The organism is uncultured Cyclobacterium sp., assembly GCF_963976465.1.
GTDB lineage: Bacteria > Bacteroidota > Bacteroidia > Cytophagales > Cyclobacteriaceae > Cyclobacterium.
The window spans coordinates 1-12,922 of sequence record NZ_CAXBOC010000100.1; the positions used below are offsets into that span (position 1 = coordinate 1).

A 12,922-nucleotide genomic window follows, 5' to 3' on the forward strand; every position below is an offset into this window, starting at 1 on the left:
CTGCTTTCCATACTGCAATTTCCTTTTTTACCTTGTTCTTCTGATTTCTTGAATCTGTCTTTATGACCGCACCACCAGCAGTAACAATTTCACTCTCGTCTGAAATATTGAAAATTTGTTGAAAGTAACTCTCAAACTGTCCGTCAATCTCTTTTTCGAGTTGCTTATTGGGTAAGTATTCTAGTTTTGTTTCCACATGCTTACTTTTTTGTTTTTCAGGATGTTTAAGGGGCGACTTTAAAATCTGACTCAATAGCAAATTGAGATTCTCTTTATATTTTTTACCTTCTCTTAAATCAGCGTAGCCGTATGTTTGTAAAAAGAGCGGTACTGAGCTTTTCTTATCTCCATTGCGTAGCACTGGAATATATTTCTCGTTTTCATGACGATTATAAAGCTTGTCGTTAATGATATTATATTCATAACCTACACCCCCTACTCTTTTGTCTGCTTTTTCCTGATATGGTGGAGTTAATATCATCAAAACCACATCAGATCGTATAATCATGGTCTCCATAAATAATGGAATATTACCCCCAAATTTCAGATGTGTCTGGTCGATTAGTGGATTGCCTCCTGCTGACCGGATTGCTTTTGCTAAATCAATAACCCAGCGTTTGTGATCTTCATCATCCCATGAATATGAAATGAAAACATTGATCTTATCTTCAGAGAATCCCATATCCTTCATATCACAAGTCACCACTGCAAGCCTTGTCCAAAAGACTAGACTTCATTTTTTCCAAATTTTTAAGGTTCAACTCAGTTTCTTTCATCAAAATCTTAAATCGTGAATTAAATAATCTTACTTTCTCATTAATCTTTTCCTGATCAACAACTTTTACGGGGAATTTTATCATAGTAGCTTTTAACATTGATGAATTTACCCCGGCCTGTCCTATCCATTTTTTACATATTCTAAGAAAATATCCTTGTTGATGAAGGTTAAGTAAATAATTGACTAAATATTCAGGATTAATTATTTCCTCTTTTACCCTTATTCTCGTTAGGTGATTACTGAAACCATAATTATAGTCCTTGTCAACTAATACCGATTTCCCAACTAATTCCTTACTATTCGTATTATTAAACAGAATATCATTTTTCCTCAGGCTACTCTTTTTTTGATCTACTTTTTTAGGGTTAATTCTTATCATTAATGAGAAATTAAGTTCACCTGTGAGATCAATATTATGAGTTCTCAAGTGGACATGACCGTCTGCTTTTTCATTACTTTTATTGCAAGCAAACCCAGAGACCATTTCGGATATTAAATTTCCTATTTTGTCCTCCACAATATTTGAGTAATTATTTATTTCATTTTCGAATCCATTGAATAGATGTTCAATCTCACTTATTCCACTTACAATATGTTCATTACTCTTTTTGATAAGTTCTAGTATTTCTACAGGATCTTTATGTTCATTATTATTTGCCTTATTTGGGTTTTGTGCAGAGAGATCGAAATTTTTAATTTCATTAACTTCAACAGTCCAATTATCAATTCCTTGATTTCGCTCATTTGGGTTTTTGTAAAGTCTAATAAATTCCTTCATATGCTCAATTAACAATGGCTTGTTTTTAGTTAATTGATGAGGTGGTTCAACTTCATAATACCATATTTCGGATGTTGCACCTTTTCTATCGAAGAAAACCACGTTTGTTTTTACACCACTATATGGCAGAAAGACTCCACTTGGAAGACTTAGTATGGTATGCAGATTGAAATGTTGCAATAGATCTTCCTTTACCTTTGCGTAGGCTGCATTGGTTTGAAATAGCACTCCTTCTGGAACCACTATTGCTGCTTTTCCATTGAGCTTAAGCATCTTCATGAAATGTTGCAGAAATAAAAGTTCCGTAGCACTAGTTTTGATTGGAAAATTTTGCTGAACCTGACTTTTTTCTTTTCCTCCAAATGGAGGATTAGCTAGAATAATATCATGTCGATCCTTCTCTTGAATGTCTCTAATATTTGCGGTTAAAGTATTTTCTTTGAATACATTAGGACTTTCGATTCCATGAAGGATCATGTTCATCATACCCATTACATAGCCAAGTGAAGTCTTTTCGTATCCGTAAAATGTGTCTTCTTGGATGGTTTTGAGTTGGGTTGTATTGTAGTTTTTTAGCTTGCCTTTTTGCATCAGGAAATCAAACCCTTCAACTAAGAATCCTGCGCTTCCAACTGCTCCGTCATAAATACTTTGCCCCACTTGTGGTTCTACCACATCAACCATGGTTTTGATAATAGCTCTTGGTGTATAGAATTCTCCTGAGTTGCCACCATCGCTCCCCATCCCTTTCAATAGGCTTTCATATACTTGAGAAAGCTCAAATAATTCATCTTGACTCTGAAAATCAAGACTATCAACTATGTCAAGGACTTCTCTAAGTGTGTGACCACTTGCTATTTTGTTTTCCAACCAATCGAATATGGCTCCTATTTTGTATTTCGCTGATTTAGGATCATGAATTCCAGACTTAGTAAAATCTTTGAGATATGGAAATAGATCATTATTTACGAATTCATTGAGGTCGGTACCGGTCATGGCTCTTTTCTTATCCAATTTACCGTCCGAATCTTTTGGGCAAGCCCATTGCGACCATCTGAATTGAGGAGAAATTATGAATTCATATTTCTGATTATTCAATTCAGCAGAATCGTATTTATTCTCTTCATAGTCATCAAAAAACTTCAGGAACAATACCCAGCTAATTTGCTCGGTATAGCCCATAGCTCCGTTGATCCCGTCATCACGTCTGAGGATATCGGTTATACGATTAATCTTATTTTGTATCTCTTTTATACTCATAGGTTATTGCTAAAGAAGTTGTAAAGGTTGGTGATGTCTTCTGAAATTTCAGAAGCTGGGATTTCATCGATAATTGTTTTGAGTTTATTAAAGTCAACTCCTCGCTGAGTTGTCGAAATGCCAGTAATATTATCCTTTAGATAAAGTGGTTGTAATGCAGTTTTCACATCCAATCTTCTAACATTTTCATTATCATTGGAATTATTGACAGCCAATTGATCATTCGGAGGTAACAAGTTCTGAATCGGTTGTAAAGCCGTATGGTTTGTTAACATCGTATGACTTAATAAATAGTTTTCAATCTCTCGTCTTTTCCAGCTTAACAAGAATGCCATTCTATTTCCCCCTTGCCCTGGAATCGGAATCCTATTTTGTCTGTTGGGAGCTCTATTGACCAACCCAGAATTGCCAATATCGGCTATCGGTAGATTGTCTCTATCGCAAAGGAGAAAAATTTTATGTGTGTCTGGTTGTGTGTTTTGCTTCTTAAAATCTTCAACCCAATTAACTTTAGCCCCTCCAAATTCTTGTGAAGTTTGATCCCAATTTGATGGACACTTGATATAGTGAATTCTGTCGAAAACAGTAGGATCAAAATTCGGTACTTTAATGCGACTGAGTTCTTTGAAAATAAACCAATCGAAGTAGTCTTCAACAAGTGCTATATACCTCACTTTCCCTGCCACCTGCATCTTATAATCCAATCCAGATGCCAATGATTCAAGGCGTTTAAGTATAGTGTCAGCAAGCAATGTTGGAACTACCTGACCGTTTTCAACTAGTTTGATATTATTAAAATCATTTAGAATAATCGAATCAGCAGAATGAGTTGTTGTTATGATTTTTCCCGAAATGTTTTCAAAACAACTCCAAAGCTTTTGTACGTTTTGATAGTAAAGATGCGAATCAACTTCATCGAACAGGAAAATTGTATCAGAATCATCAAACAAATCAAGGAGTGAGAAAATGGACAGTAGTTGGTATTCACCATCACTTAAATCGTTTAGCTCGATTCTTCCAAAAAACAGTTTTGCTTCTTTTCTGAAAATGAAGTCATCTTTTGATGAACTCCACGCTAAAAAAGAGAATATCTTATTGATGTCATTTCCAAGAATATTGAGCAAATCTTTTGCATTAATTCTTCTTTCATCTTTAATTATCGAATCATCAAATTCATAATTACTTGAATAGACAGCCTCTGCAACTTTTGTTAGGTAATCATGAAAAAATGTTCTTCGCACTGATAAAAAACTAGGATCAGTTGCTTCCCTTGCTAATGCATTTTGGATTCTTTTTATGTAGTAATACCTAACTCTGAAAGGGAACTTAATATAAGTTGATGTATCAATGCCGTTTGCATCATGACTAATAAGGTTCTTTGTATTTAAAAACTCAGCAACCTTACCTCTAGGTTTTAAAGCACATGCCGCAAATACTAGAAAACGTACCCAAGAAGAATCAAAAAAGAATGCATTTATTGCATTGTCAATTCGGGTTTCATCATTTGGGTTCTTAACAACAAATCTTTTTCTAGATTTAACGCTCTTGTTGAATTGACTACTATAGCACTCATTAAAACCAGAGGTGAATGAAATTACTCTTGTTGTAGACGCCTGATCATCAAGATACTTTTGAAATATACTTTCTAGTAAAGCAGACTTTCCAGATCCATTTTGCCCAACAAAAGTCAAAACAGTATTATCAACTTGAATTGTTTGCCTTCGATTGTGAATTTTATTTCTTGGGATTGTAATATCCATAACTAGCTGGCCTCATAAATTTGTTCTTGAAGCATATAGTAGGCTTCTTTTAATTTTCTTAAATCTCCAAACGCAATTTTCGCATCTTTCGGAGTACCTAGTTTGAGTTTCACTAAATCACCCAGTTTGTCTTGCGAAAGCTCTTCTGAGCCGTATCTTTCATAATGGTCTAATATGAATTCAAGAAATTCTTTTGCTTTTAAGTCAGAGTAGATAGAGAGTTTTTGAGATTGACCTTTTACGTTAATGACTCTCTCTTTTCGAGTTTTAATCCCCGCACTAAATGATATATGAGCCAAGACATCAAATATGTCAACTGCTGGTGAAGCTACCATCAGCCTAAGAGCTTCTAATTGCTCTTTATCAAAACCAAGCTGCCCTAATTTTTCAAGTAAAGCTGATCTTGTTTCAGGGTTTGCCCAAGCTATCCGAAGCTGCTTTTCATCCTTGAAAAGTGAAGGAAGATTACCTACCAACTTTTCTAGAAATTCACGGACAGTCAGTGGCCTACCATTCTCATCGATATACCTCATATCAACATTAGTGACTTTTAGGCTATGGCCATTACTTAGCTTTATTGCTAGTTTTTCCTCAGGTTCATTCACTTCACCACCTGACTCGACAGGTTTCTTGTAAGGTTTACTTTTCTTTTTCTCCCTTGAACTCCCTTCAGTAGTATCTATCTCCTCTTCAGGCGGCCCATCCCAATCCTTATCATAAAAGGCATTAGTAGCACCGGTGAAATCGATTATTGTAAAAAAGTCTTTACCATCAAAAAGCCTTGTCCCTCTCCCTATTATTTGCTTGAATTCAACATGTGAATTGATTGTCCGTACGATTACGATATTTCTCACATTTCTAGCGTCAACCCCAGTAGTAAGCATTTGGGATGATGTAAGTATCGCTGGAATGTCCTTATCATTATTTTGAAAATCTTCGAGATACCCAATTCCTATTGAACCTTCATCGGACGTTACTCGAACACAATACTTTGGATCTCTAATTTCCTTATGATTGTTGATCATATCTCGCATGGTCAAGGCATGCTCCTGATTGACGCAGAATACAATGGTTTTGTCCATTGGCTGGATGTGATTTAAAATAGCTCGTACGATTAAATCTGTTCTTTGATCAACGGTTATGATTCGCTCAAAATCTTTAATCTCATACCGTCCTTTTGTAACCACTCCTTTGATAACCTCATTGTCATTAGTATGGATGTATTCATCAATGTTGGTAGTAATTCGCTTGACCTTATAAGGTGTTAGAAAACCATCAGCAATTCCATCTCGTAATGAATATTCGTAAATGGGTTTTCCGAAATATTTGTAAGTGTCTACATTATCCTCACGTTTTGGGGTAGCTGTTAAACCAAGATGCACAGCTGGTTTAAAATGATCTAATATCTGACGCCATGAACCTTCGTCGTTTGCGCTTCCTCTGTGACATTCATCAATTATTACTATGTCAAAAAAATCACTAGGATATTGTCGATAATACCCACCAATGTTCTCTTGGTCTTGGTTTTCTCTATCGGCAATAGCCTGATATATGGCAAAGAATATGTAAGCGTTTGTTGGTACTTCACCATTCCTTTTTCTTACTTCCTCTCCATTGATTTTTATTAAATCATTTTCATATGGATTGAAAGTGTTTATGGCTTGATCCGCTAGGATATTCCTATCAGCCAAAAACAAAATTCTCGGTCGTCTATTTTCTCTATCTATGTTCCACTTTCCTTCCAAAAGCTTGTGAACAATTTGAAATGATATAAATGTCTTTCCTGTTCCAGTGGCAAGGGTCAGAAGCATTCTATTCTGCCCATCGGCCAGATTTTCCATTACCTTATTAACCGCAATTTCCTGATAGTATCTTGGTCTAAAAGCCCCAGTTAGATAGAAAGGTATTTCTAAAAGCTTCTTCTTTGTTTCATTCTGTGCTCTATAATTGAGATCATATAAAGCGTCTGGAGCTAGGAAGTCGTCAACATATTGTCCTTTCCCTTCTCTTAGATCAAATTGATATATCCGTTCGCCATTGCTCGAATAGATAATATTGATCTTTAGTTTTTCGGCATAATCTATCGCTTGCTGTAAGCCTTCAGTTGGATGTTTATCGTTTCTTTTTGCCTCAATTAAAGCAAGATTGGTTCCGTTATAACGTAGTAGATAATCGACAAATAATCGTTTACCCCTTTTGTCCCCTAAAAGTTTACGTCCATCCGTAAAGTAATACTCACGTACAATTGCCGCTTCGTCCCATCCTACTTTTTTAAGGTTTGGGTCTATGTATTTTGCTCGAGTATCAGATTCAGATAAATGTTTAGCCATCTTTCTTATCAGCTAATAAATCCTTTGCATCAACATTCAATATTTCCGCAATACGATATAAATCTTCTATACTCGGCTGCCTTCTGTTTTGAGCATAACTATTTACCATGTTATAGCTCTTTTCCAGCTTTTCAGCTAACCAAGTTTGCTTAATACCCTTCTCTTCTAAAACTGCTTTTATGCGGTTCATCTACTTTTGAAGTTAAAAGAAGTCGAATATAACGAAATGAATGATAATTATCTCATGAAGTGAGATATAAATAAGATATATTGATTAATGAAGAGCCAGCACAAATTTCACACACATTTGGCATCCGCTCATAGCCACCCACAAACCAAGGATGCCAAAAGGGTGCTCCATCCCACCCGATAAAAAAACTCTTTTCTTCCCTCCCTTTAAAAGAGAAAATTATTCCCAACGCAGATCCCAAAGCTTACATTAACATAACGCAGGCCATTATATAACACCTAAAATTTTTTACGATCAAACGCATAGCGGATGATTAACATAACCTCAGTTCTATAATGCAGTTATAGAATATCAGAAGTAATGTTAAGGCAAATCAAGGGTTCAATTAACCAAATTTTTTTTCCTCAATTAAGACCTTGAAGTTTCAGGACTCATACAAAGTCCAAAAAATTAAAACAGCCACGCAAGAATTATTAACACTAAAATCCCTACGCAGCTTTCAAAGGTTCATTGAGTGATTATCGAGTATTTTCTGCTCTTTTTAAAACATGCTTTACCAGGCTAATTCCCCCGCCCACAGCCATTCCTGTGCTGATCCAAAATGTAAGCTGGCTATTCATATCTACTTTTAGGATGCCAAGCATTGTGATGCCTATGCTTAAACCTATGGCGATACCGATAGCGGTTCCTATGGCTACTCCTATTGTTGTTCCGATTTGTATATTTCTGTCTGTTGTCATGGTATTACTATTTTATTGTAAGCCTCTACTTCTAAAATTTCATGCCTATGTAGATATTGGGTTCAAAGAGGAAATAATTTCTCCATTTATCATCCAGGGCTTTAAAATCTTCCGGTGTATTGGTGTCCAATACCCAAAACTGAGAATGAACCTGAGGTTCTATAAAGAAACGTTTGCTTTTACCAAATCCAATATGGTAGCCAAGGTGAAAGGAATTGTACAGCTTAAAGCCATTGTCAATTTTTTCATTGTTCTCATCCAGATAGGTTTTGAACTGAGGCAAAACTTCTACTGTGGCAAACAGTCCTTTCCATAACATGCGCTGATAGCTAAACCCTATGCCGGTTTCTCGCACATGTCCGGGATAAAATTCGCTTCCGGAATCTACCTTGTCCAAAAGCCCATCCCACCACAATATGCCCATGGGTTGAAACAATCTCCAGCTGGCTAGCTTAAGGCCAATGATGTTTTTATTGTCTAAGTTACGCTTGACATGAAGTTCAATATGCTGTGTATGGGTTTGATCGGTCCAGGAATCCTGTACCAATTGTGGTAAAATAATTCCAGGAAGACTAACTCGATATTTATACTTTACAGCGGAACCGATGGCTTTCTCATTGTTGGTTTGAGCAAAGCCGGAAAAAATTTGAAAACAGAAAACGAGAATAAGTAACTTTTTCATGATTAAGATGTTTAATTTATTAAATAAGTTTCTTTGTGATTATCAGTGGACATTTGTTCCTATTGACAGTTCAAATTTGAGAAAGAATACAAGGTCAATCGTCCTGATATGAAATTCTGGACCCTTTGGTGTATTTCAGTACTTTTCAAATTTTGTTTTGATCCGGACCCTATCCAATGGCAAACAATGCCGTGATTATGATGATATCCTGTAAAAAATGGATTAGCCAGGCCCAAAATATGCCTTTGGTTTCAAGTATGGACTTGGCCAAAAACCAACCTAGAAATCCCGAGACAATGGCTCCTGTAAAACCTCCAGGGGTTCCAAAATAGTGCACCGAACCAAATAGCAATCCTGAGACAATGGCGATTTTTCCATCATCGTAGACTCCTTTTAAGGCGACAATTACCCCAATTCTACAGATGCTTTCTTCCACAAATGAATTCACCAAGGCTACCAATACGGCCAAAGGAAGTACTTCTGCTAATTTTGCTAGTGAGGGCTTTGACTCCTCCCCGAAAAGCTGCAAATAAATCACAATCCCAGTTACCAAGGAAATAATAAGGGCCCATTCAATGCCAGCTTTTTTCCAGGTTTCATTTGGCTTTGGTTTGATTCCTAGATAAGGGGCCGGTAGGAATCTTCTATTTGAATCTCCCTTTTGGAAATAGGTTTTGAATACCTCTTTCCTTGAGTAGCTAAAGACCATCAGCATCACCGCAGCTAACAGCAGTGTCACCAATTGATAGCTTAGCTGCTGGTTGATAATCGGGGAAAATTGTTCCGATAATTTAATCCCTCGAAGATGAAAAGCAATGCTTGGTAAGGCCATAGTGGCCAAGATGGTTTGAAGCAATAACCAATAGTTTTTTGCGGATTTCATAGATCTTAGGTGTTAATTTCACGAATAGTCCTTAGGTATTGAGGGTGTTAGCGCTTTTTGCATTCCATTAAAACTTTTACCATCAACATTACCGCATCCTTTGATCCCTCCAATTGATTGAGTGTACCCACCAAATACATATCCAGATCCGGACAATAATACATCGAAGTACCATTCATTCCTGAGTGCCCGATGACTTCCCAATTGGGTAAGATGGGAAAGAGTTGTTTAAAAGAGATTTTCCGTAAACCATAGCCATAGGACATGCCTTTGGTTTCCCTGACCCACTTTTGCATCTCTTTAAAGGTTTCGGCCGAGAACAAATCTCCTTCCCTTAGGGCGATTTGAAAACGGATCAAATCATTGCCTGTAGAAACAATGGCACCACCGGCCCAATCTGCACTTAGACTTTTAATCGTGCTAATTTCGTGTGTGCCGGCATACATTTCAGCCATCTGAGCGGTAGGTTGAATGGGTTTAGACCTTAAGTTGAGGTAGGTATGATCCATCTTAAGAGGTGTAAATATATGCTTAAGGAAAAAATCGTGAAGCTCCATTTCACCAATGTTTTCAATGATCAAACCCAATAAAACATATTCCGTATCGGTGTAATAATAGTCAGTGCCCGGAGCAAAAGTAGGTTTGAAATGATCCTTTGAAAAGGCAATTAATTCTTCCGGTTCCCAAAATCGGTTGGATTCAGTTACTATTAAATCAAGCATTCCCGGTGAATCATCAAGTGGTTCTCCCAAATAATCGGGAATCCCGGAGGTATGCTGCAATAAATGCGAAACCCTGATCGAATCTCCATAATCCACCCCATCGAGAATATGCAATCCATCCATTAGCTCAGGAAATAAATATTTCGCTATTGGATCTTCGAAATTGATTTTCCCTTGATCCACCAGCATCCCAATAGCAGTTGCCGTAAAGGTCTTGCCAATGCTGGCAGTATAAAAAGGGTTTTGGATGCTCACTTCCCTCCCATCCTTGAATGCTCCTTTGGCCACATGCCATTCGAAATTATCGGAGGGAGAAAAAAGGGACAGGAATACATTGTGTACATTTTCCTTTTTCAATTCCTTTTCCAATAATCGATCAATCCTTTGAATTACCTTGTCCTGATTTTCTTGTGCAAGCAAGGCAATGGTACTTGTCATGCAAATAAGTAATGTCGCTAACTTTTTCATTTTCTTTTGATTTTGTACCCTACAAAGGTCTTTTCAACTGCGGGGAATATCGTCCTAAATATCTCTTCCGGTGAGATCTCGGACTTCTTCAGCCTTAATAATTGAAAATAATTACTAAAATCCTTGTTAAGGGCTCTCACATTCTTTTTTGACATCATTGAAGCCCTGAAATAGTCCTAAATTTCATAAGCCGGTCCCATTATACATTCTGAGACGATCGCTATACCCTTGCCCGCTAATTTTGGATCATCTTAAAATTTAAAAACAAAATATAATGACAACGCTATTGGGAAAATTTAAAGTAATGTTGGCCATGGCCTTTTTAATAAGTTTAGCTTCCTGTATTGAGGAGGATGGCAACCCTCCTACGGATGCTAACACGGGATATGATTCTGCGGAAGCCTATTTGGAAGAAATAGGGTTTACAGGAAGTGTATTGATCAGCAAAGGAGGTGAATATTTATTGAAAAAGGGGTTTGGCATGGCTGATCAAGCCAATAATATCCCAAATGATCCCGGGCTTATCTATCGCATCGGCTCAATTACCAAATCCTTTACCGCCGCAGCGGTGGTCAAGCTCAAAAGAGAGGGATATATCAATAGTTTGGATCAACCTTTAAGTGATTTTGCACCGGATTTCCCTTATGGAGACCAAATTACCATCCACCATTTGATGAATCATCAGTCCGGTATACCTGATTATGTGGGGCCGATTGAAGACTATGCTGAGGAAAACAATTACCACTTTGATACCGAGGAAATTTTTGATATCATCCTCGAGTCCATTGAAGAGGATGGCTTGGACTTTTCCCCAGGAGAATTCTTCGCTTACTCCAACTCCAACTATTTGATTCTGGGCCTACTTATAGAAGAACTTACCGACCTGTCTTACCAGGAGTATTTGAACCAAAATATTTATGCACCGCTTAACTTAAACCATACGGGCAAAGGTCCTGATACCATAAGCGGAGAAGAGAGGGCCAAAGGCTATGACAATGGGCAGGAAGTAGGTCCTTATCAAATGCAGATTGCCTACAGTGCCGGTGAGATAGAAAGCAATATTGAAGACCTTGAAAAATGGGGAAAAGCACTGCTTTCCGATTTTTTCACTGAAAGTGAAAAGGAATTGGTTTTTGCTGCCCCGCTGGCGCAAAACGACATCAATGTACCCGGAGCCGGATTTTTTACCCTTAAAATCAATGATCAGGTCATCTACCACCATGGAGGAGATATCGACGGGTTTACCAGTCTTTTGGTATTGATACCGGAGTCAGAAGGATTGATCATCCTGCTCAGCAATGAACAAGATAAAAGCGAAGAGCGCTACCAAATCATGGAAGCCATTATCAAAAATGAATTTTAACCTGCAGGATGTATTAGGATTTCCTGAAAAAATTAAAATTAAAGAGGTTACTCTAAGTAACCTCTTTAATTTTATTCCAAAAACAAATTCTCGTTGACCTCATTATGGTTTTTTAAGTTAACCCGATGAAAATCAAAAAAGCCCTTGTTTCCTCCAAACAACGCTAAAACTTCGGCTTTATCCAATTTCGTATTCTTCTCCATTTCGCAATATGTATGGTAAGAAGAATATGGATATTTTTCCTCATAGCTTTGTTTCCAGGTTAAAAGGTCCTAAACTTTCCAATATCATAGTCATTAAAGCATCACTATCTAGAGTAGTGCGGGGGTCTGCCAGAGAACGAGGCGGCGACCGGCCTTGCGGACAGGAGTTTTCTGCTGGCTTGATTTTTCTTTGCTTCGTTTCTTTTTAGCAAGTCTTCCCTGAACACCTAAGTGAATCAGGGCCTGCCCTGAAGCCGAGTAACTCAGGGGAAAAGAAAGGAAGCCGCTAAAGCTACCTCTATTGATCAGAACTTAAAGCTTATTATTTACTAATTCTTTACAAATGCCTGGTTGTAAAGCGGTGAGCGGGTTGAAGCGGATATTTTTTATTTTAACTTCATTACTTTTTTGCTACAGTTCAAAAAAGTAATCAAAAAAAACCGCCGCTGTGCATTTTTTGGCTAAAATCCGGCCTCCGCCCGCACATAGGCAAACTCCTCAGGGCAAAATAAATTCGTGTAATTTAAGTATGCTTTTAGGCCCTTCGTCAAACATACCTATGCCTTTGCCAACGCGCTGCCCGAATTTCTTAACGCCAAAACCTGCAAGGCGGAAAGTTATGTGGAAATTAATAGAAATTACAATATAGGTATACCCTTAAACATTCGTACACTTTCCAGTACCAGGATTATTAAAGCATCACTATTGCAAAGTGAATCAGGGCCTGCCCTGAAGCCGAGTAACTCAGGGGAAAAGAAAGGAAGC

11 protein-coding genes are annotated in these 12,922 nt (G+C 37.4%); 1 reads left to right on the forward strand and 10 read right to left on the reverse strand.

The window, feature by feature from the left end; all coding sequences use genetic code 11:
• From AAC037_RS07755 to AAC037_RS07795, 9 genes are all read right to left on the reverse strand, one after another.
• Window positions 1-691: toll/interleukin-1 receptor domain-containing protein (locus AAC037_RS07755; protein WP_339902445.1), on the reverse strand; the 691-nt coding region annotated here is incomplete at its 3' end.
• A 1-nt stretch (window position 692) separates the two neighbouring features.
• On the reverse strand, window positions 693-2,816 hold the full coding sequence (locus AAC037_RS07760) for an N-6 DNA methylase (RefSeq protein WP_339902446.1): 2,124 nt from the start codon (window positions 2,814-2,816) through the stop codon (window positions 693-695).
• Complete coding sequence (locus AAC037_RS07765) at window positions 2,813-4,576, reverse strand: AAA family ATPase (RefSeq protein WP_339902447.1); 1,764 nt, start codon at window positions 4,574-4,576, stop codon at window positions 2,813-2,815. The genes AAC037_RS07760 and AAC037_RS07765 overlap by 4 nt, the downstream gene beginning before the upstream one ends.
• A gap of 2 nt (window positions 4,577-4,578) precedes the next feature.
• Window positions 4,579-6,906, reverse strand: a complete 2,328-nt coding sequence (locus AAC037_RS07770) for a DEAD/DEAH box helicase family protein (RefSeq protein WP_339902448.1) — start codon at window positions 6,904-6,906, stop codon at window positions 4,579-4,581.
• Entirely contained in the window at window positions 6,899-7,096 is a 198-nt protein-coding gene (locus AAC037_RS07775; RefSeq protein WP_339902449.1) for a helix-turn-helix transcriptional regulator, read from the reverse strand. The genes AAC037_RS07770 and AAC037_RS07775 overlap by 8 nt, the downstream gene beginning before the upstream one ends.
• A gap of 518 nt (window positions 7,097-7,614) precedes the next feature.
• Window positions 7,615-7,836, reverse strand: coding sequence for a hypothetical protein (locus AAC037_RS07780; RefSeq protein WP_339902450.1), 222 nt, complete (start codon window positions 7,834-7,836; stop codon window positions 7,615-7,617).
• 31 nt (window positions 7,837-7,867) lie between these two features.
• A complete protein-coding gene (locus AAC037_RS07785) occupies window positions 7,868-8,518 on the reverse strand; it encodes a hypothetical protein (protein WP_339902451.1) in 651 nt (216 codons plus the stop codon).
• A gap of 169 nt (window positions 8,519-8,687) precedes the next feature.
• On the reverse strand, window positions 8,688-9,401 hold the full coding sequence (locus AAC037_RS07790; protein WP_339902452.1) for a CPBP family intramembrane glutamic endopeptidase: 714 nt from the start codon (window positions 9,399-9,401) through the stop codon (window positions 8,688-8,690).
• Between the two features lie 47 nt (window positions 9,402-9,448).
• Window positions 9,449-10,591: a serine hydrolase domain-containing protein gene (locus tag AAC037_RS07795; RefSeq protein ID WP_339902453.1), complete on the reverse strand. Its 1,143-nt coding sequence runs from the start codon at window positions 10,589-10,591 to the stop codon at window positions 9,449-9,451.
• A gap of 274 nt (window positions 10,592-10,865) precedes the next feature.
• On the opposite strand from AAC037_RS07795, the gene AAC037_RS07800 reads away from it, so the two are divergent.
• Window positions 10,866-11,954 carry a serine hydrolase domain-containing protein gene (locus tag AAC037_RS07800; RefSeq protein ID WP_339902454.1) on the forward strand — a complete coding sequence of 363 codons (1,089 nt, stop codon included), beginning with the start codon at window positions 10,866-10,868 and terminating at the stop codon, window positions 11,952-11,954.
• Between the two features lie 71 nt (window positions 11,955-12,025).
• Here the strand turns inward: AAC037_RS07800 and AAC037_RS07805 are convergent, their stop codons facing one another.
• Complete coding sequence (locus tag AAC037_RS07805; RefSeq protein ID WP_339902455.1) at window positions 12,026-12,157, reverse strand: hypothetical protein; 132 nt, start codon at window positions 12,155-12,157, stop codon at window positions 12,026-12,028.
• Between the last annotated feature and the right edge of the window lie 765 nt (window positions 12,158-12,922).